General features: G+C 73.5%; 5 protein-coding genes. 4 read left to right on the top strand and 1 reads right to left on the bottom strand.

Annotation, left to right across the window (positions count from 1 at the left end):
- Positions 1-106: 106 nt before the first annotated feature.
- On the top strand, positions 107-16,084 hold the full coding sequence (locus ACZ7MY_RS39015) for a hypothetical protein (protein ID WP_499610050.1): 15,978 nt from the start codon (positions 107-109) through the stop codon (positions 16,082-16,084).
- Between the two features lie 12 nt (positions 16,085-16,096).
- Complete coding sequence (locus tag ACZ7MY_RS39020; RefSeq protein WP_499610052.1) at positions 16,097-18,628, top strand: right-handed parallel beta-helix repeat-containing protein; 2,532 nt, start codon at positions 16,097-16,099, stop codon at positions 18,626-18,628.
- Positions 18,629-18,901: 273 nt separating this feature from the next.
- On the opposite strand, the gene ACZ7MY_RS39025 is transcribed toward ACZ7MY_RS39020, so the two are convergent.
- Entirely contained in the window at positions 18,902-20,674 is a 1,773-nt protein-coding gene (locus ACZ7MY_RS39025) for an MOSC domain-containing protein (RefSeq protein WP_499610055.1), read from the bottom strand.
- A 199-nt stretch (positions 20,675-20,873) separates the two neighbouring features.
- Here ACZ7MY_RS39025 and ACZ7MY_RS39030 point away from each other — a divergent pair, with 199 nt between their 5' ends.
- The gene (locus tag ACZ7MY_RS39030) at positions 20,874-21,611 is read left to right on the top strand and encodes a GNAT family N-acetyltransferase (protein ID WP_499610058.1); all 738 of its coding nucleotides are present in this window, start codon (positions 20,874-20,876) and stop codon (positions 21,609-21,611) included.
- Positions 21,612-21,695: 84 nt separating this feature from the next.
- Positions 21,696-22,820, top strand: a complete 1,125-nt coding sequence (locus ACZ7MY_RS39035) for a hypothetical protein (RefSeq protein WP_499610060.1) — start codon at positions 21,696-21,698, stop codon at positions 22,818-22,820.
- Positions 22,821-22,830 lie beyond the last annotated feature (10 nt).

Genomic DNA, 22,830 nt, shown 5'->3' on the forward strand with positions numbered 1-22,830 from the left:
GCGCAGGTTTGACGCAGGTCACATGAACCACGCGTGAGCCTCGCGCGTGGTCCACGTGGAGAGCTCCGCCGGGCTCCTCCGCTCCGAACTGGGAGGGATCCCCCACATGCCTCGCCCGAGCGACTGGAACGTGGTCGGTCTGCACGGGGACCCGACCCCCGGGGACCCGGTCCAGATCCGTCAGCTGGTCACGGACCTGTCCACGATCGGTTCGCAGGCGAGGTTCATCGCGACGGCCATCGACCAGGTGATGAACACCGCCGACAGCAGCGTCTTCGCCGGGCAGACCGCGGACGCCCTGCGCGGCAAGATCGACGACCGGCTGCGCAACCACATCAACGACGTGGCCAACTCCTTCGAGGAGGTCTCCCGCACCCTGGGCGACTGGGCGAACTGGGTCGAGGAGGCCCAGGGCAAGGCCGACGGCGCCCTGTCGGCCGCCCGCGGCCTGCCGCAGGACGACCCGCAGCTGGAGGTGCACCGGCACACCGCCGAGAGCGCGGGAGCGGAACTCGGTGAGCACGGCAGCACCGTCGCCGGCGTGATCAACAAGGCCTCCGACATCCGGCTGCCGATCTCGGACTGCCAGGTCTTCTGGGAGATGTTCCAGATCCTGGCGATCATCCTCATCGTGCCGGCGCTGATCTTCGGCGGTCCGATCGCCCTGCTCGCCTTCGGCGTCAACATGACGCTGTTCGTCAAGGCGGCCATCGACTTCGCCCGCGGGGACATCGGCTTCCTCGACCTGTTCCTCGCCGGGCTCGGCATCATCGCCCCCACCACCAAGGCGCTGCCGATCTTCAGCATCGGCAAGCTCATCAAGGGCGGTGTCACCGCCGGCATCCAGTGGGGCCGCGGCAGCATCCTGTCCCTGCGGGACATCATCAGCGGGTTCCGGTTCGCCACCGTCTTCACCGGCCTCCGGGACGTCGCGCGGATGAGCCTCACCTGGGTGCGCCAGGGCGGCCTGTGGGTCATGCAGAACTTCCACAACCTGCCCGCGCTCGGCGGGTCGGTGTTCGTCAAGGGCGGGCTCGTCGTCATCCAGGGCGTCCGCTCCATCCCCGTGGTGGTGCGCGGCTGGACGACGGCGGTACGGGCCGGCGCCCCGGGCGCGTGGAAGAACTTCCAGCTCTTCGCGCAGGAGACCTGGAGCAGCCAGATGGCCGGCGGCAAGTGGACGCGCCTGCTCCTGCCCGTGACGCACACCGACATCGCGGAGTACGGGCTGAAGGGCGCCCTGCGCATGGGCTTCTGGGACCGCGGCGTCATGGGCCGGGGCGTCTGGGACCTGCCGGTGGGCGGCACGGCGGCGCACACCGCGAGCGCCGTCCCGATCGGCCCGCACGGCGCGACCCCGCACTTCGACGTCGCGCACGCCGACATCAACGTGGCCCGGGTGGACCTGGCGGACGTACGCTTCGGCAACTTCGCCGACACCCACACGTCCATCCGCCCCGCCTCCTTCTCCGTGGCGCCGATCGACACCGTCGACCTGAGCGGGCTGCGGGTCGGCACGCTCAACCCGGTCTCCGTACACGGGGCGACCTCGCTGGTCGACGGTTCGACGGCGGGCTTCCGGGCCGTCCGGCACATGGACGACGTGGTCGACATCGCCGGTACGCAGCTGAGCGGGATGAAGATCGACGCCTTCGGCGTGGCGCCCGGTCAGATGAGCGAGGGACTCGGCGTGAGCGCGGCGGCCCCGGGCGGCCACGTGACGCACTCCTCCGGCCTGTACGTGCCGGGCTCGGCGGGAACCCCGGCCGTGCACGAAGGCGTGGACATCACCGCCCTCGCCGCGCACGGCAACGGCAGCCTGCTCTCCCAGGGCACGATCGGCGTGCTGACGGCACCGCCCGGCGGGACCAACGCCCTGCACACCGCCCTCACCGGCGTCCCCGCGCCCGCCCCGGGCACCACGGCGGTCCACGACCTGCTCGCCGCCCCCGGTGCCCCGGGCGCCGGGACGGGCGCCGCGCACACCGCGCTGACCGGCGTCCAGGCGCCGCCGGGCGGTGCCGGGGTGCACGACCTGCTGACCGCCCCGGGCGGAACGACCGGCGCCCACGGCCCGCTCACCGGGGTCCCCGGGCACCAGAGCGGCACCAGCGCCGGGGGGTCCGCGTTCGACGTGCTGGCCGGCGGCTCCAAGGGGACGCCGAACAACCCGGTGCCCACCCACCTCGGGTCCTCGCTCGACGACAACGTCGCCGGCGCCGCCCGCGCGAACCAGGCCCATCTGACCCTCGACGAGATCGTGCGCCCGGCCGGCGGCGGCCGCCCCGGTTCCGTGGTCACCGACACCGTGCCCGGCCCCTCCGCGCACGGCGTTCCCGCTCCCGGTGCGCCCAAGGCCGGCGTGCACGGGATCGCGCCCAAGGACGCGGCCCGCTCCGCCTTCGACCTCCTCGACGACGGCCGGGGCGTCCGGCCGGTCGACGGGCCCGCCTTCGCCGGCGCACCCGGAGCCGGGAGGACCGTGGACACCGACGCGGGCCACGCCTTCGCCGGCGCGCCCGCGAAGAGCACCGACGACGTCGTCGTCCCGGGCACGCACGACAAGGTGGCCGTCACCGGCGACGGGCACGTCGCGGTGCCGCTGCGTCAGGATCCGGTACCGGTCCGGCCCTCGGCGTCGGGCGGCGGTCACGTGCTCTCCCGCGAGGCGGACCTGCTCCACGAGGTCAACCTGAAACTGGGCAAGATGGGGTCGGGCACGGTCACGGTGGAGGCCGTCACCGCCGCCCGCCAGGTGCTGGAGGACCTCCGCGGCGCCGCCTTCACCAAGGTCGACATCCGCGCCCAGGCCGACCAGCTCGCCGTCCACCTCGCCGGCCCGGAACGCGGGCACCTCCCCGGCGGCGTCAGGGACGGCGACCACACGCACGACGCGCCCACCCCGGGCGGGCACCACGCACCGCCGGCCCCGCCGAGGCCGCCGCGGCCGGCGAGCGGCCTGCTCGACGGGCTCGACGACGTGCTCCCGGACGACACCGGGGCACCGCTCGGTTCGCGCTTCGACTTCGACGACGACTCGGTCCCCGGGTCCCCGGTCGGGGAGCACGGCACCGAGGACCTGGACGGCTTCTCGGAGTTCGTGGACCTCATCCGCCCGCTGCGGCAGCACATCGAACGGGCCCTCGACAACCCCGCGGCGGACATCGAGGTGGCCCTCGTGGCCAGTCCCGGAGGCCGGACCTGGCGCGAGTTCTCCGACGACGTGGGCCACGCCATGGTCTCCGTGATGCTGCCGGGCGAGCGCAAGCCGCTCACGATCGGCTTCTACCCCGAGGACGGGAACCTCTTCGGCAACCCGGGCGCCATCGTCAACGACGCCGAGTACCTCCTCTCCGGGCACGTCCGCGTGCTGGGCACCTACCGGATCACCGCGGAGCAGTTGTTCGAGGCGTACCGCTACGCGATGGCCAACTCAGGCGCCGTGTACGACCTGTTCCGCTACAACTGCGTCCGGTTCGCCGAGGGCTTCGTCTCCGCCGCGCTCGGGAAGTCCGTGGCGGACCTGTGGGTGGCGGCCCCGTACCGCCTGGTCGACACCATGCTGCGCCGTGACGGCGCCTGGCACTGGGCGGACGGCACGTCGCCCGTGGCCAAGCTGACCGCCGACGACGCCATCAGGTACCAGAACGCCTTCGGCGAGGTGGAGGACTGGCGGCTCAGCGACCAGGTCCGGTTCGAGGGCGCCACCGACCAGGCGAAGCACTTCGTGCTCTTCGACCACCAGCGCCCCCTGATCGACGGCAACCTGGCGACGGCTCCGCAGAAGGAACGCCTGCTGATCCTCGACCAGTTCGAGAAGATGATCACCCACACGATCCTCACCTCCGGCGAGGACGCGGGACGCCTGCTGTCGCGGCAGCTGGGCGAGGCGTACGGCACGCTCCGCCCGGGGCTGTCCGACCTGCCGGGCCCCTCGGTGACCGGGTCCGTCACCGGCGACTCCCTCCCGGGGGCCGGCCGGGGCTCCGTGGACAGCGTGCCGGAGCCGGCGCCGAGCCCCGGCGGGTCGTCCGCGGGCGGTTCGGGCGCGGGCGACTCCGCGGGACACCTGCCGCCGCAGTCCCCGGTGCAGTACGCCTCCGACGTGCAGCACATGTTCGCCGAGATCGACGACATGCTGCAGGACATGGGCCTGTTCCGGCACTCGCTCGACGACCTGCCCTCCGGTCCCCCGTCACCCGTCCACCCCGGCGCCGGCGGCGACGTCCACGTCGGCACCGGCGCGGAACCGCACACCCCGGCCGTGGACAAGGGCAAGGGCAAGGCGCCGGCCGACGTCCCCGGCTCCTCCGGCGCCCGGCCGGACCACGACGGCGTCCGCGGGGACTTCGGGGACGACCTGTCGGAGATCGACGCGGCGGCGGCCATCACCGACGCCCGCCGCGAGCTGATCAACGCCCGCGCGATCCGCGACGACCTGCAGACGCGCTACGTCGACGGCGTCGGCACCTCCGCCGAGGCCGACGGCGTCCGCTACCTCGAGTCGTGGGAACAGGTCCGGCAGGCCGAAGCCGCGCTGACCCAGGCGGAGGCCCACTGGGACGAGCTCACCGGCGGAGCGCCGCTCCCCGAGGTGCAGTCCTACGCCGGCCACGGTCTCGGCGGCGGCGCGCCGCGCCTGCCGGAGGGCCTGCGCTCGCTGCTGCACCTCAAGGGCCGCGGCGACGCGGTCCCGCCGGCGCCCGAGGGTGTCGTGCAGTCCGTCGACCACGTCCCGTCGGCGACCCACGTCGTGACGCCGCTGGAGGGCGGCAAGCTCAGCCACGCCCTCGTGCCCAGCGGCCAGGACCTGACGGTGGCCCACTGGCTGGACGACCCGCAGTCCGCCTACGGCCGGCCCGAGGGCAACGGCAAGGAGGCGTACGAGGGCGACCTCAAGGCGCACCAGGACGTGCTGACCAAGGGCCTGGCCGGCGCGGAGCACAACGACGACCTGACACGTGTGCTGACGCAGCAGCAGGAGTCGTTCCTGGAGAACGTCGCGCTGTTCCACGCCCTGGAGGGCCGCACGGAACTGCGCAACCTGAGCATGCCGCAGCTCTCGGCGATCGTGATGGCCGAGCGGCGGGCGCTGCGCACGCTCGCGGCGGACACGGACGCCCTGACCACCAAGCTGCGCGGCGGCGACTGGGACTGGGCGAAGGGCTACCGGCTCGACGGGGCGGACGCCGGTGAGCTCATCGCCAAGGTCCACCGGCACCTTCAGGACGAGCTCTCGCTCACGGTGAACCTCAAGCTCGGCAGCCAGGTGCCGGGCGGCGGGACGCTGCTGGACGCGATGACCGCGGACCAGCAGCTGCTCCGCAACGCATGGGAGATCGACAACGCCGGCGCCGGGTACTACGTCACGCGCGGCAACACGGAGGAGGCCCTCGGCCTTCCGGCCTCCGTGAAGCGGACGACGGACGCCTCCGGGATCTACCCGGGCCAGGGCGGCAAGTCCTTCGCCCCGACCGCCGCCGATCTCACGGACCTCCCCAACTACGCGGCCCTGACCTCCAAGTACCGTCCCGGCGGTGTGAAGATGTACGGGCAGGCGGTCTTCCACCTCAGGCCCAACCTGATGGAACGGGCCACGTTCACCCCCGCCGACAGCTTCATCGAGGGCGTCGAGGGTGCCCGCAGCGTCACCGGCCGGGGCAACATGCTGCCGCTCCTCAACCACGGTCCCGAGCCCCTGGTGCGGCTGGCCTTCGCCGAGGCGACCGACTTCCAGTTCGACGACGCCTTCCGCGGCTTCCGCGACGCCGGAACGCTGGAACGCCGGCTGGGCAGGTACTTCGAGGCCCAGCTCCACGGCGGCGTGAAGTGGGACGACCTGGACCGCGTCGTGCTCGTGGACGACGGTTTCGACCCGGCGCTCCAGGCGCGGAAGCTGCAGCTCGAGCAGTTCGCCAAGGACAAGGGGCTGTCCTTCACGGTCGAGGTCCACAACGCGCGGCCCGGCGCGGCCTCCGGCTCCGGAGTGCACCCCGCGCCCCCGGCACCGCCCGCCGCCGGCGGCGGCACCCACCCGGGCGGCACCGGAGCTCCCGGGCCCTCGCCCGCGCACGGGCCCGGCCCGACGAGCGGCCACCCGGGTACCCCCGACACGCCTCCGGCCCCCGGCGGCGGCAAGCCCGGCTCCGCGGCCGACGAACTGCACGAGAACTACGCGGACCTCCGCTTCACGGCCTCGCTCCTCGACGAGGGCGGCGTGCCCAGGGCGGACCTCTTCACGGACACGGCCGCGCGCGTCGAGCGGTCCGGCGACGCCTCGTTCGTCTCCCCTGCGGCACCGGCCGCCTCCGGGGGCACCGCGAAACTGACCGACGACCAGATCCTGAACGTCGTCGTCGGCACGGGCGGCCGAAACGGCGACGAACGCCGCACGCTCGGCGGTTTCGAGTTCGGCGCGGGCACCCGCAGCAACGACGGCAAGAACCTCGTGTCACGGCCGGTCGTGGTCACCGTCAAGGACGGCGGCACGGAAGCGGACGTGGCCGTCCACCTGAACGTGATGCTCAGCTCGGGCAACGAGGCCGACGTGACGGTGACGGGCGGGAAGCTCGCGAACACCACGGAAGTCACGATCACCGGGAGCAAGTTCCACCTCACCGCGCGACCGCACACCGACCAGAACCTGATCGACCTGCACGGCCCCTCCAGCGACACCGCGTCGAAGTCCATCCACGTGGGGCCCAGCAACGCCAAGACCGGCTGGAACAGCAGGCCGGGCAACACCAGGAACCTCGCGCAGTCCCTCGGCGTCTCGGAACAGAAGCTCATCGAGGCACTCGACAACCGGTTCCCGCCGAGCGGACTGGTCGAGACGATCCACCGCTTCCAGGACGACGTGGAGCGCGCCGTCGTCCACGGCTCCGGCGCGGAGGACGTGCGGGTCCACTTCCTGGGTGACAAGTCGTTCCCCGTCCGGGGGGACTCCGGGGGCGTGTCGGCGCCCGCCGTCACCGGCCTGTCCGGTGGGGCGGGTGACGTCCTGCACGGTGGGGCTCCGGGTGGGGGGCGGGTGGATCTGACGCTGGACGCGGGTTGGGATGCTGCGCGTGGTGCGGTGGCTCCGAACACGGTGAAGCATTCGTGGGTGGATCCGGTGTCGACGCCGCGGGGTGGTGGTGCTCATGCTCCGCGGTACGAGGTCCGCGCTGGTTATGACGTGCGGAGGTTCGAGCTCGGTGGGCGTCCGGTCACGGATCTGACGGTGCGGGTGCGGTTGGCGGCGGCCGGGTTGTCGCCGACTGAGGTGGACGCGTTGTGGGACCGTGCGGTGTCGGGTGTGGAGCGGGTCTTCAACCGTCCTGGTGCGGTGTTGCGTGATGAGAGTGTTCTGCACGTCACGTTGGAGCGGGTCACGGGGAACGCGTCCGACGCCCACCTCACGGTGAACGTGGGTGGTTCGCGTGGTGCGATGAACCAGCATCAGTGGCGGATCGACGCTACCGAGCAGGATCTGGCGCACGAGTTGGGTCATCAGCTGGGTCTGCGGGACGAGTACCGGGACACCACGGCGGGGCACCGGCCCGAGGTCGACGGCAGTCTCATGGGGAACTACCACAACGCCGCCCCGGAGGGCCTGTCCCAGGGCGGGCTGCGCCCCCGCTACCTGGACCTCATTCACGGTCAGGTGGTCAGTCACGACCACGTCCACGTGCCGCACGTCGGCGTCGACGCCGTCGACGGGATCGCCCCCCACGCGCCGGGCAAGAACAAGGGCGGCAGCTCGCAGCTGGGACCCGTGCCGACGTCGTTCACGCAGCGGACGGAGGCCGTGCGCTTCAGCGAGGGCTTCGGCGACATCGTCAAGAATTACCAGTTGAATCCGGTGGCCCAGTACGACGGTGCGGCCAAGGGCTCGCTCCAGGGCGGCGAGGGGACCCGTTTCGTCGCCACGGTCATCGCGACCGTGGACACCGATCTGCTCACCCTGGCGAAGACGTACGGGACGGCGTTCGGCAAGGAGTCCCTCGGCGAGCGGCTCGGTCTCGTCATCGGCGTGAACGGACGCGTCGGCAAGGAAGCCGACATCACCGACGCGGTGCGGAAGTTCGCCCAGCAGTGGGAGAAGGAGGGCGACTTCGAAGTCTCCGTCACCGGTTTCACCTGGAAGCAGCCCAACTCCAAGCTGGTGGAGGCCGGCGCCCAGAAGGAGATCCCGTACGGCGCGCTCCGCGAGGCGGTGATTCGTGACGATCTCACCCGCGGCATGCTGAACAAGGTCAAACTGAATGCCGAGGGCGAGGTGTACCTGCACGTCGGTGACGCCGACGTCAAGAGCATGGTCGTCCAAGGCGAGCCGCTCTTCGACCGCGCCGCCGCGAAGATCGAACGTCTGAGCTCCGACAATGGGCTTCCTCCGGAGATGGTGAGCGGCGGTTACACCCTCCCCGAAGGTGTCGGGAAGAACGCCGCCGACCTCGACCTGGCCGTGCGGGACGCGATGGCGAAGACCGACGCGCGCACGGTCTACTTCCCCGAGCCCAACACCTTCGTCCGTGTCGACCCGGCCAACTCCCTCGGCTTGGAGAAGGACATCCGGTTCGGTGAGGTCTCCGGAAAGGCCATCAGTTACGAGGCCAGGGAGGGGGAGCGTCTCCTCGACAGCCTCGTCAAGAACCGCGGCCACGTGTGGCAGGGACGGGAGAACCGGGCCGTCGTGTTCGACTCGGACCTGGCCCTGGTCACCGACGGCGAGCGCATCGCCCTGGCAGTGGGCGATGACCCGCAGTCGCTCCTCACGGGTCTCACGCAGAGCCATGCGAACCGGAAGACCTGGACCGAGCAGATGGAGCACTTCCTCACGCTGCACCACCCGAACGTGCTCGTGAAGGACGCGAACGCCGGGAAGAACCTGGCCGCCATCGCCTTCCACGAGATCAAGGCGGACGGCATCACCACCCTCGCGAAGCTGGACGCGAAGGAACTCGGTACCGCCCGGTCCGTGGAATGGAAGGCGGTGCGCAACGCCGCCAAGGGCTCCGACGACGCCTTCAAGCAGCTGGTCGGCATGGCCATGGACACCCGGAACGCCCTGGTCGACGGCATCAACAAGCACCTGCCGCAGTCCGTCTCGGCGGCCGCCCCGGCCGCCACCCGGCTGACCGGGGACGGGGTGCTGGACGTCGTCATCGGCAGGGGCGGTGGGAGGCCCGAGGACCCGCGTCGCACGCTCGGTGGCTTCGAGTTCGGCGTGAAGACCCGCAACAACGGCGGCAACAACCTCATCTCCCGCCCGATCGTGGTCAAGGTCGTGGACGGTGGGACGGAAGCGGAGGTGGCCGTCCACGTGAACGTGGTCCTCACCTCGAGTCATGAGACGCGGGTGGCGGGCGGGTCGTCCGTCACGATCAAGGGGAGCGACTTCCACCTGACCGCGCGGTCGAAGGCCGCCCAGGACCTGATCGACCTGCACGGTCCGTCCATCCTGACCGCGGACAACTCCGTCCACGTGGGGCCGAGCAACGCCACGCCGGGCTGGAAGAACAATCCCGGTCACCTCCAGAACCTGGCGGACGAGCTCGGGGTTTCGAAGGACAGCCTGCTCGACGCGCTCAACATGCGTTTCCCGCCGGGCGAACTGCTCGACACGCTCGAGCGGCTCCAGCGGGACGTGCGGCGGACCGTCGTCCACGGCTCCACCACGGAGACCGTGACGGTGCGCTGGGAGAGCGGGGACAGGTCGTTCCCGGTTCTCGACAACCACTCTCAGGTTTCGGCGAGGACGGTGTCCGGGCCGGCGGGGTCGTCGGTCGATGACCTCACACATGCCGCGGGTGGGGGGCGGGTGGATCTGACGCTGGACGCGGGTTGGGATGCTGCGCGTGGTGCGGTGGCTCCGAACACGGTGAAGCATTCGTGGGTGGATCCGGTGTCGACGCCGCGGGGTGGTGGTGCTCATGCTCCGCGGTACGAGGTCCGCGCTGGTTATGACGTGCGTCGGTTCGAGTTGGGCGACCACTCGGTCACGGATCTGACGGTGCGGGTGCGGTTGGCGGCGGACGGGTTGTCGCCGTCTCAGGTGGACGCGTTGTGGGACCGTGCGGTGTCGGGTGTGGAGCGGGTCTTCAACCGTCCTGGTGCGGTGTTGCGTGATGAGAGTGTTCTGCACGTCACGTTGGAGCGGGTCACCGGGAACGCGTCCGACGCCCACCTCACGGTGAACGTGGGTGGTTCGCGTGGTGCGATGAACCAGCACCAGTGGCGGATCGACGCTACCGAGCAGGATCTGGCGCACGAGTTGGGCCATCAGCTGGGTCTGCGGGACGAGTACCGGGACACCACGGCCGGACACCGGCCCGAGGTCGACGGCAGTCTCATGGGGAACTACCACAACGCCGCCCCGGAGGGCCTGTCCCAGGGCGGGCTGCGCCCGCGTTACCTGGACCTCATCCACGGCCAGGTCGCGAGTCACGACCACGTCCACGTGCCGCACCTCCCCGCCGCCTCGGACGACGTGATCGCGCCCGGCGGCAGCGGTGTGGCCGACCTCGACCTGCTCGACCCGGCCGTCTTCAAGGCGCGGACGTCCGGCTCCGGTACGGCGATCGACGCCGTCGAACGCCGGCTGGCCGAGCTGCACGACGTGCAGGGAACGGACCTCGCCGGGCGGATCACGGCGCTCGACGAACTGACCGCGGCCGCCGACGACTTCCTCATCGCCCACCGTGGCGCACCGGGTGCCGCCGGCGTCGAGCGCACGCTGGTCCAGGCGCGGGCCGAGAGCGGCGCCTACCGGTTGCTGCAGGAGCGCGCCGCGTTCGGTACGGGCCACGGCGGCGGCGTGGCCGCCCTGGACGACCTGGCGACCCGCGTCCGTGCCGTCCTGGCGGGCGACGACCTCACGCAGGCGACGCGCGTGCGCCTCCAGGACGCGCTCACCGGCACCGAACGTCAGGCCGGCGCCCTGCGGCTGCTCGCGGGGAGCGACGTTCCGGCAGCGCCGGCCCCCGCCCCGGCCGCCCCGGGGCGCGGCGCCGACGACGTGCCCTGGGCCGAGGACCACCGCCGGGTCGAGGAACTCCTCGGCCGCGAGGGCGATCCGCGCCGGGAGGGCTGGGCCGGTCTGACCCGGGCCCGGCAGGACCTCGGCACCGCGGAGGACGCCCTGCCGCACGGGGAGGCGAGCACCTCGCAGGGGATCAGCACGATCGAGGAGCTGCTGCGCTCCGACACGCTGGCGGCCCGCGACCGGGTCACGTCCGCGATCGACGGCCTGCGGGAGCAGGGGATCGACACGCACCAGGTCGAGACCCGGATCCGGGACGTCCATGAGCAGGCCGCCGTCGAGCGCGGCGCGACCCCCGGCGCCGGGAAGCTGAGCGACCTGCCCGAGGGCACCGGAGGGAGCGTCACCCGGGTCGAGTTGAGCGACTCCGGCGTCGAGGGCGCCAACGGACTGGTCATCGAGCGCACCGCGGCTGACGACGGCAGCGTGACCCACCGCGTCCTCGGTCGCGGGCTCGAGCCCGACGAGGGCCGGACGGTCGTCTTCCGTGACGGCGGGTTCGACGTGCGGCACACCGCGTCGGACACGGTCGTCCGGTACAACGAGTCGGGCATCAGGACCGCCCAGGAGGTGCCGCTCAGGAACGCCGCCGGGGACCCGAACGGCCTGCGGCTGCACACCGATCTCAGCGGCCACGGCCGCCCCGCGGCGACCCGCCTCACCGGCCCGGACGCCGAGCACCACCTCGCGGAACCGCTGGAGGACGGGACGGTCCGCGTCACCGACACCCGTACCGGCGAGACCACGCGTCACCGCACCGGCGGCCACCCGGTCGACGGGGGCCTGCGGCTGCGCGGGGCGGACGGGACGCCGGCCGAGGGAGACCTGGTGCTGGTGCGCGAGGACGGCACCACCCGCGTCACCGACGTCCAGGGGCGCGACGTGCCCCGCACGGTGACCCCCCTGGAGGACGGCGCCGGTTTCCGGATCACGGACGACGTCAGTGGTGCGTCCGTACGCCACGACGGGGCCGGACGGCTCCAGGAGAGCGGGCTGTCGCTCACCGGCGCGGACGGCGGACGCGGTGACCTGTTCCTGGCCCGCGACGGTGCGGGCACCCACACGCTGACGAACGCCCACGGCGTCCCGCAGCGCGGCGACGTCACCGTCCTTCCCGGGGACGCCGGTTTCCGGATCATCGACGACGGGACCGGCGCGACGTCCCGATACACCCCGGACGGCCGCCGGCAGGACGCCGGGACCGCCCTCGCGGACCCGGCGGACGGGGCCCGCGGGGCCAGGGTCGCGGTCCCGGACGGCGCCGGCGGGCTGCGTCTCACGGACGGCCTGGGCCGGCCGCTCACCGAGCGCGTGACGGACGTCGGCGGCGGCCGGCTCCGCACGTTCGACGACACCACGGGCCGGTCCGTGCTCCACGACGACCAGGGCCGGCACGTCGAGACCGGGACGGCACTCGCCGACCCGGTGGCCGGTACGCGCGGCGACCGCTTCGTCGTCCCGGACGCGGCGAACGGCCACCGGCTCACCGACGCCACGGGCGCCGCCCTGCCCGAGGGTGTCCAGGCACTGCCGGGCAACGGCGGTTTCCGCGTGACCCACGCCACCGGCTACCGGACGTTCGCCCCCGACGGCGCCTTCACCGGCGACGGCCTGCGCCTCACCGGCCGCGGCGGCGTACCCGCGGGCCACCTGGACCGCGCCACGGGCGGGGGACAGCGCTGGCTGGACGACGCGTTCGCGCCCGACGCCCAGCGGGCCGTCACGGTCCACGGGAACGGCCACATCGAGATCGCCCGGCCCGGCAACGGCCACCAGGTGTTCCACGGCACGACCGGGGAACTGGTCCAGGAGGTCACCCCGCTGCCCGGCGGCGGCCGGCAGGTCACCGCGGCACACGGTTCCTTCGCCCGCCACGACGCGGCCGGCGCCCTGACCGCCCACGGCACCCCGCTGCCGGACGAGGCGGGCGGGCGCGTCCTCGTCACGCGGGCGCCCAGCGCGGACGAGCCGAACGGCGCGCACTGGCTGGAGGACCCCGCGGGCGACACCATCCGGCACTGGGACGCCACCGCGCAGCCGGCGGGCGGCGTGCGGATCGAGTGCACGCTGCCCGGCGGCCCGCGCCGCGGGGAGTTCCTGGAGCTGGACCCGGACGGCGTGGTCGTCCGACAGGGCTTCAACGTCCTCGACAAGGGCAGGACGACCCCGTACCAGTACGTCCTGGACCACCGGAGCGGCACGTGGGCCCGCACCGGGGGCCCCGACGGCGCCCCCCGGGGCGTCTTCCACCACGGCACGGCGGATCTGACGGGCGTCGCGAACGGCAGGGTGGTGCTGCTGAGCGCGACGGGGGCTCCGGTTCCCGTCTTCGAACGCCGGGTGCTGCCCGGCGGCGGGCTCCTCGACTCCTTCCGCCGCACCGACACCATCGCGTTCGGCCGTACCAACCCCCGTACGAGCTGGGCGCGCTGGGGCGACGAGGCCGCCCTCTCCGGCTCGGGGATCCGTGAGTACGACACCGCGGGCACCGGCTGGCGCGACCTCGACGGACGCGGCGACGTCGTCCACGAGTACCAGGCCGGTCTGCAGAAGCACACCAACGGCACGGGCCACACGCTGGCGCTGCGGAACGGGAACGGCGACCTGCGCTGGCACCGCTACGACGGCGCCGGCAAGGAGCTCGCCGAGGGCCCGCGCACCCCGGACCGGTTCGACTCCGGCTGGACCGACCTCGCCGACGACGGGCGGACCCTCGTCCAGCGCAAGTGGGGCATGGGCCGGCTGCCGGAGCACGCGGGGCAGTACGAGGAGCACAAGATCGTGCGGGACGCCGCCGCGCCCGGCGGGTGGCGGACCGACGGGACCTGGCAGCGCCAGTCCCCGCACGGCAAGGAGGTCGGCAGGGCCGAGGTCGTCGACGGCCACCTGCTGGTCACCGAGCGGTGGCGCGAGCAGCGGCCGCCCGTCTGGGTCCGCAAGGCGTGGCTGCCGGGTGCGCGGAACGCGGAGGGCGGGTACGCCCATGTGCTCGGCGACAACGCCCACCAGCTGTTCACCTGGCAGAAGCGGCCGATCGGCACCGCGACCGGCGAGGTCACCTCGGGCGTGCGCTACGTCGGCCTCGACGGCGGAGTCCTCGACCTGACCGCGGACGGCCGCTTCGCGCGCCTGACGACCAAGCTGCACGACGGCACGACCCTCAAGGTCGGCGACCACGCCGGACGTCCCGGCCACGCGCCCGCGGCCGCGGGGCACCAGCCGTGGGAGGCCGGGGAGTTGCGGGGTTACCGCGTGCCGCAGGACCCGGCGGCCACCGGCCTGCTGTGGCGGGACGAGGTCAGCGACGCCGCGGGCGTCCAGGTCGTCCGCGAGGGCCTCCCCGGCGGGGTGGTGCGCGAGTACACCACCCCGCGGGCCGTGGACGCCGCCCCCGGCCACGGCACGTGGGTCACCCGTGACGCGCACGGCAACCTGACCGGGATGCGGCAGCCGAACCCCGACGGCACCCTGAACAGCTTCATCGAGGGTGTGGGGAAGACGGACTCCGCGAAGTGGACGTGGCGCGAGGTGGACGCCGAGGGCACCCCGCTCGGCGCCTCCGGCACCCGCACGTTCTTCCGCGGCTCCAGCGACCCGAAGCTGTCCTGGGACGACTCCTTCCGCGACCGTGACGCGGGCGGCCGGCTGGTCCGCGAGCGCCGCATGCTCGACAAGGGCCGCTACCTGCAGGCCTGGCGGGACCCGGCCGACGACAACCGCTGGCTGACGGCCGCGTACGACCGCACCGGGCGCGCGATCGACCCCGGGCCCGGCCGGCAGGTGCGCAGCTGGTGGAACGGCACGTCGTGGCAGGACCAGTGGTCGCGCGGCGCGCGGCACTTCCGTGACGAGCTGCGGCCGCTGCCCGGCACCGAAGGCGCCACCGTCAGGCTCCGCGAGGTCCCCGTGGGCCTCGGCGGCCCGCTGCGGGTGCGCGAGTACGACCCGGCGGCAGCGACCCCGCACTCGGTCTGGAAGGAGTTCGACCACGAGTCCGTCGTCCGCGAGCGCAAGGCCGTGAGGGGCGCCGACGGCACCGTCACCGGCTACCTGGAGACGGACGCCTGGCGCGGCCAGTGGAACCGCTACGACGCCGACGGCGCGCTCGTCGCCCAGCGCACCGACAGCGGTCTGGTCTGGGAGCGCCGGGGCCCGTTCGGCCAGATGAGGCTGGTCGGCAACGAGTACGACTACCGCGGGGCGCTGACCGAGATCCGCGGCTGGGGGCGCCGGATCCGCGAGGCCCAGCGCATGCCGTGGTCCGGCACGGTGGTCCCCGACGGCGCCGGTGCGGCGCTGCGCGAGGCCCGGTACGAACCGTACTGGCGGACCGTGGCCTACAAGGCCGCCGTGGAGTTCGGCCAGGAGTTCGTCCTGGAGTTCGCCGCCAACCTGGTGGTGAACGCGATCGTCGACGCCGCCCAGCACAAGAAGTTCAACGGGGACGACGTGCTGAAGGCGTTCGCCAACGCCGCCGTGTCCTCGGGCGTCAAGACCGGTCTCGGCATCGCGGTGCACGAGAACCGGATTCCCGGGCTCCGGAACCTCGGCAACCTCAAGACGACCCTGGCCAACGTCGACGGCGGCAAGCACCCGCAGCGCCGGCCGTTCAACCACGACAAGACCTGGACCAACGAGTGGGCCGGGAACGAGACGCCCACCCGCTGGCGCGGCGGCATCTACGACTTCGCCTTCAGCGCGGGCACCAGCGTGATCTCGGGGTGGGTCAACGGCGCCATGAACGCCGCCGTGTGGGGCGTGAGCGACGCCAACGGCACCACGGTCAAGCTCAGCGGCGCGGACGCCTTCCTGGACGGCGGCATCAACGCCACCGCGGCGCTGACCACCTCGGCCTCCACCGCTCTGGTGAAGAACGTGGTGGTGCTGGGCGGCGGAAGCCGGCTCTTCCACCGCCAGGGCTTCGCGGACTTCTGGATCCAGCTACCCTTCAAGATCTTCGAGAAGTCGATCCAGTCGGTTTACCTGACCGGTGCGTACCGTGCGAGCATCAACCCGTCCTGGTACCAGGCACCACCGGCCGGCACCGAGCAGAAGCAGTAGAGGATCCGGAACATGACGCGTCACACCGTGGCACCGAAAGGACAGGGTGGCCGGGGGACCTTCCACCGGATCGCCGACGCGGTGCGCGCCGCCGCCCCCGGCGACGTGGTGGTGATCGCCCCGGGCACCTGGACCGAGGCCGTGGTGCTGGACCGCGCCGTCGTGCTCACGGCGGAGCACGGCCGGGGGAGCGTCGTGCTGGCCGCTCCGCCGGGGGACCGGCCCGCGCTGACCGTCGACGGGCCGGACTGCGCCGTGCACGGCGTCACCGTGTGGGGCGCCGACGACGGGGCCCCCGCGATCGCCGTCTCGCCGGGCGCCGGACTGGTGCTGGAGGACTGCGCCGTCGAGGGCGGACGCGTCCAGGCCCGCGGCCCGGAGGACGAGGAGAGCGGGACGACCGCCCTGATCCTGCGGCGCTGCCGCCTCGAGCGGGCCCGGCTGGCCGGCCTGCACCTGGCCGGCGCGGTCCGCGCCCGCGCCGAGGACACCAGCGTCACGGGGGTCGACGGCACGGGCGTCGTCCTCTCCGGCACGGCCCGGCTGGACGCGGCCCGCCTGCGCCTGGATCGTACGACCGGCTCCGGTGTCCGGCTGCGCGGCAGCGCGCGCCTGAAGCTCGCCGATTCCACGCTGACCGGCACCGGCCGGGCCGGGCTGCTGCTGGAGGAGGCCGCCGAGGCCACGGCCGGCGAACTGCGGATCGAGTCGCCCGGCGCGGCCGGTGTGCACGTCACCGGCACGGCGCGCGCCGAGCTCACCGACTGCCGGATCCGCGGGGCGTCGGCCAGCGGTGTCGTCGTCCAGGACAACGGGGTGCTGAACGCCCACGGCTGCGCCGTCGCGGACGCCGGCGCCAACGGGCTGCTCATCACGGGCGCCGCGCAGGCCCGGCTCGCGGACTGCCGGATCGACCGCAGCGCCTTCAGCGCCGTCCACCTCTCCGGCACCGCCACCGGCCGGCTGACCGACTGCCTCGTCCGTGACGGAGCCGAGCACGGCGTCCACGCGGCGGGCGAGGCCCGCCTCGAACTGGCCGACTGCGGGATCAGGAACGTCGCCATGACCGGCGTCGCCGTGGCCGAGCAGGCCGTGGCGACGGTCACCGGCTGCCGCATCGACGACGTGGCGACGGGCATCGGCGTCGGCTCGACCTCCGAGAGCCGCGTCGAGCACACCACGGTCACCGGGACCAAGGACATCGGGGTGCAGGTCGCGACCGGCGGCACCGCGGTCCTCACCGGCATCCGGATCACCGGGAGCGGCGCGGCGGGCGTCGTCGTCGACAAGGGCGCCGAGGCCACCCTCAACGGCGGCTCGCTCGAGGACTGCGCCGGCTCCGGCGTCGTCGTGTGGACCGGCGCCCGCTCCACGGTCGCGGACCTGCGCATCGACCGGCCCGCCAAGAACGGCGTCTTCCTCGCCGAGGGCGCCGCCGGCACCTTCACCTCCCTGGAGGTATCCGGCTCCGGCTTCCCCGCGCTCCACGTGGGCACGGGCGCGGACCCCGTCTTCCGGCACTGCCGGATCCGCGCCTGCGCGGACGCGCTCGGCACCGACGAGGGCGCCGCGCCGGAGCTCGACGACTGCACCGCCGACGGCGTGCCGCTGACCTTCGGCGAACCCGCGGCCACCCCGGCGGTGCCCGCCGCACCGGGCGCCCCCGCCGCACCGCCGGTGGCGACGCGCCCCGCGGCCGGCGGCGACGAGCAGGACGTGCCCGAGGAGAGCCTGGAGGACCTGCTGGGCGAGCTGAACGCCCTCGTCGGCCTCGACCGCGTCAAGCACGACGTCGGCTCGCTGGTGAAGCTGATGCAGACCGTCCGCCGCCGCGAGGAGGCCGGGCTGCCCGCCCCGCCGCTCAGCCGGCACCTGATCTTCGCGGGCAACCCCGGCACCGGCAAGACCACCGTGGCCCGCCTCTACGGCCGGCTCCTGAAGGCCCTCGGACTGCTGCGCGAGGGCCACCTGGTGGAGGTCGACCGTACGGCCCTGGTCGGCGAGTACGTCGGCCACACCGGCCCCAAGACCACCGCCGCGTTCAACCGGGCCCTCGGCGGCGTGCTCTTCATCGACGAGGCCTACACCCTGGCCCCCGTCGGGGCCGGCAACGACTTCGGCACGGAGGCCGTCGCCACCCTGGTCAAGCTGATGGAGGACCACCGCGACGACGTCGTCGTGATCGCCGCCGGCTACCCCGGCGACATGGACCGCTTCATCAGTTCCAACCCGGGCCTGTCCTCCCGCTTCGGCCGCACGCTGCTCTTCGAGGACTACGCGGCCGACGAACTGGTCTCGATCGTCGAGTACCAGGCCACGGAGCACCAGTACGAACTCACCCCCACCGCCCGCGAGGAGCTCACCCGCCTCTTCGAGCTGCTCCCGCGCGGCGAGGGCTTCGGCAACGGCCGCTCCGCACGCCAGATGTTCCAGGAGATGACCGAACGCCAGGCGCAGCGCGTCGCCGAACTCGACGACCCGACCGCGGACCAGCTCATGTCCCTGGAGACCCAGGACCTCCCGCAGCCCGCCGTCCGCAGCTGACCGCGGGGCCGCCGACCGCGGTCCGGTCTGCGGCGCGGGTCGGGCGCGCCTTCGTCGGGGCCACCACCTGCTCCCGGGCGTGGCGGCGTGGGGCGGCGGGCCTGCAGTCGAGGACGAGGACCGGCAGCCGTCAGGCCCGGCACCACACGAGCAGCCCGTGGGCGAGGCCGGACGGTTCGGCGAGGCCGGCCCGCTGGTTCTGAGGCCGGTCACGCGACCATGCCCCCGGAGGTCGTGCGGCCCCGGCCGGGGCCGCACCACTGTGCCAGCGGGCTACAGGTCCAGGACCAGGTCCGTGCGCGGTTGCGAGCAGCAGATGAGGGCGTTGCCCGCGGCGGGTTCGTCGACGGGCTCCGGGGCGTACGCGACACCGCCGGTCAGGACCGGGGTCTCGCAGGTGTGGCAGACGCCGGTGCGGCACGACCAGCGGGTCGGTACGTCGCACGCCTCGGCGAGTTCGAGGAGCGTGCCGTACGCCGGGTGCCAGGGGACGCTGAGGCCGCTGCGGGCGAAGGACACGGAGGGCCCGGTCGGCTCGCCGGGCGGGGCGGTGGGCGGGTGCGGGGGCCGGGCCGTCGCGTCGACCACGCCCGGGTTGATCGAGGACAGCGCGCCGAAGGTCTCGGTGTGGACGCGGCCCGCGGACAGTCCCCCCGCGGTCAGCGCCTCCGCCATGTCGTCCATGAAGGCCTGCGGCCCGCAGACGTACGCGTCGGCGTCCGGCGGCAGCTCCAGCGCCGCGATGCGCGCCGCGTCGAGCCGGCCCGCCCCGGTGTAGTCCGCGCCCGCGCGGTCGCCCTCACGCGGCCTGCTGTACGCGATGTAGGCGTGCGCGCCGGCCAGCTTCCCCACCAGGGCCCGGGACTCCGCCGCGAACGGATGGTTCTCGCCGTCGCGCGCCACGTGCAGCCACCACACCTCGCGCCGCCCGCAGGCGTCCGCCAGCGCGTACAGCATCGCCATCACCGGCGTCGCGCCCACCCCCGCGGACAGCAGCACCACCGGCGTGTCGCCCTCGCCGAGTACGAAGGTGCCGCGCGGCGCGGCGACGTCCAGCAGGTCGCCCTCCCGCACGTGCCGCCGCAGGAAGCCGCTGCCCGCGCCGTGCGGCTCCTGCTTGACGCTGATCCGGTACTCCGCCGCGCCCGGCCGCCCCGACAGGGAGTAGGTGCGGATCAGCGGCGGCCCCTCGGGGTCGGGCCGCATCCGTACGGTGAGGAACTGCCCCGGCATCCCGGCCGGCAGCGGGCTGCCGTCCTGCGCGGCGAGCGTGAGCGAGAAGATGCTGCTGCTCTCGTCCCGGATCCGGGCCACCCGCAGCGGGCGGAAGCCCGGCCACGCCGGGGGAGGGGCCGCCGTCCCGGTCAGCCCGGGGTTCCCCGCCGGGCCGCTGCCGACGCCCGCCGGGCTGTCGAGCAGCGCCCGCATCGAGGCCTGCCACCCCGGGCTCAGCGCGGGGATGCGCAGGGCGCGTTCGACCTGCTCCCGGGGGTGCCCGGGCAGGTACAGCAGGGCGTCGATGTCGGCGACGGTCATGGCCTCCGGCCCCGTCCCGAGCTTGACGATCTCGTCGCCCGCGGTGACCTCGCCCTCCTCCAGGACGCGGAGGTAGAAGCCGGGGCGCCGGTGGGCCACCAGCAGCGCGGCCATCCTGGGCTCCGCCATGCGCATCCCGACCCGGTAGCAGGTCACCCGCGGCTGCGTGACCTCGAAGACGGCGCCGCCGATGCGGTACCGGTCGCCGATGCACACCTCGTCGTCGGGCAGCCCGTCCACGGTGAAGTTCTCGCCGAACTGGCCGAAGGACAGGTCGTCCCGGCCGAGTTCCTTCCGCCAGTGGCGGTACGAGTCCAGCTGGTACACCAGCACCGCCCGCTGCTCGCCGCCGTGCCCGCCGAGGTCGCCCTGCCCGTCGCCGTCGATGTTGAGCCGCCGGACCATGCGGGGGCCCGACACCGGTTCCTTCCAGACACCCGTGTACGTCGTCCGGCCGTGCCACTGCACGTTCTTGGGCATACCGACGCTGACGGCGACCAGTGTGGCCATGCGCCATCTCCCTCGTAGCGCGAGCCCCCCGCCTCCCGGCCACGCTATTACGCCGCCCGTGCCGCGCAACCCGGCCGGGGCTCCGCGACCCGCACCACCGGGTGCGGGAGATCGGCCCGGCCGGGATTGCGGGCGGGTCCGACGGTGTTGACCCACCCGACAGCGCCGGTCCCACGATGGACGGAGAACCGCACCACCCATGTCCACCACCGTTGATCACGCCCAACCCGCAGAGCCCGCCCCCCACGGTGCCGCGGCCGCCCACCTGGACAACCCCGTATGGGCCGCGCTCACCGGCCCGCACTCCCGCTTCGCCGAGGTCCACGGCCGCGCCGCCCGGTACCGGACCGACGTGTCCCTCTTCGCGGGCCTGGCCGACCCGGCCGACCGAGCCGCCTGGGACGACCTGGCCGAGCTGCTCGGGCCCGGCGGCACCGCCCTGGTCACCGGCTCACCGGTGGTCCCCGACGACTGGGAGGTCGTGGAGGGCGGCGAGGGTGTGCAGATGGTCGACACCGCGCTCCGCGCCGAGCACGCCCCGGAGGCCGTACGGCTCGGCCCCGGCGATGTCGACGACGTCATGGACCTGGTGTCCCGCACCCGGCCCGGGCCCTTCCTCCCGAACACCCTCGAACTCGGCACGTACCTGGGGATCCGGGAGGGCGGGCGGCTGATCGCGATGGCCGGAGAGCGCATCCAGCCGCCGGGCTGGACCGAGATCAGCGCGGTCTGCACCGACCCCGCCCACCGCGGCCGCGGCCTGGCGACCCGCCTGGTGAGCGCCGTCGCCGCGGGCATCAAGGAGCGCGGTGACACCCCGGTGCTGCACGCCGCCGCGAGCAACACCAACGCGCTGCGGCTGTACGGGTCGATCGGCTTCACCCTCCGTCGCCGCACCCTGTTCCTGCTGGTCCGCGCGCCGCGAACGCAGGGCTAGGCGTACTCGGCCGGGAGGTGCCCCCACCGCCCGGAGAACGGGCCCCCATACGCGGCCCGGGGTGACCTGCTGGGACCATGACGCATGGCTGACGACAACCAGGGTCCCGCTCCCGGGGACGTGCTCGACGACGGGCAGGCACGGGCGCTGATCGGCGCCGGCTCCTCCGCCGAGGGGCACCCGGTGGGCGGCGCGACGATGATCATCGGCTCCGCCGGGACGCTGGTCGTCGTGGCGGCGGGGGACGTACCGGGGCGCAGTGGTGTGTGGAACGCCGAGGAGATCCGTCTGCTCGGCCCCGCACCGGCCCCGGTGCTGGAGCGCCTCTGGGACGCGTCCGCCTTCCATCTGTTCGTCCGCGTGGACGAGGGCCTGCTCCACCTCGGCACGGGCCACGTGGAACAGATCGGTTCGCACCTTCCACCCGGCGGCACCGCGTACGAACTCGACGACTGCAGAATACGACCACAGACGCCTCTCAGCAGGGCGCTGCTCCAGCGGGTCCGCCCGCCGCGCCCCGCTGCGGAGCGCCCCGGCCTGGAGTGGTTGGACCATGTGAACGGCGACCGCGCCCTCGCGCTGGAGCGGTTCGTCACGGGCTGGTACCCGGCCACCGCCGACGACGCGGAACCACCGGTCGAACGCGGAGACTACGCGGACCTGCCCGAAGGGCTCGCGCACCTCTACGAACTGGCCGCGCGGCGTCCCGGCGTCCTGGGCGTCCAGAACCGCATGGTCAAGGACCCCGGTCGTGAGACCGACCGTTGCGGAGACATGTGCGTCATCGGCGTCGAGAACCAAGGAGGGTTCCACTGGTCCACGCTGTGGACGCCCGGCGAGTCGGAGGACGACCCCACCGTCTGGCACCGGGTGCACGACGAACCGCCGACCGCCGAGAACGAACCGCTCAGCGGCTTCCTCCTCCAGTTCTCGCTCGACGAGGCCGCGAGGAGCGCCGACTACGTGGCGCTGGCACACGGGATCACCGGAGCGGAGGTCGAGACGCTCACCAGGGATCTGCGCCCGGTTCCCCTCCGGCCCTTCACGCCCGGATCGGCCACGCGTTTCCACGTGGCCCCGGGACTCGTCCTGAGCGTCTCGAAGGGCTGGGAGGGGGACCGGTTCGACGTGTGCGCCGGAGCCACCGACCGCGATGCCCTCAGTCTCCTGCCCCACGACGCCGTCGACTGGCGCGCCTTCGACGGGTGACATCGTGGCG

It is taken from the genome of Streptomyces sp. NPDC111520 (assembly GCF_055635295.1).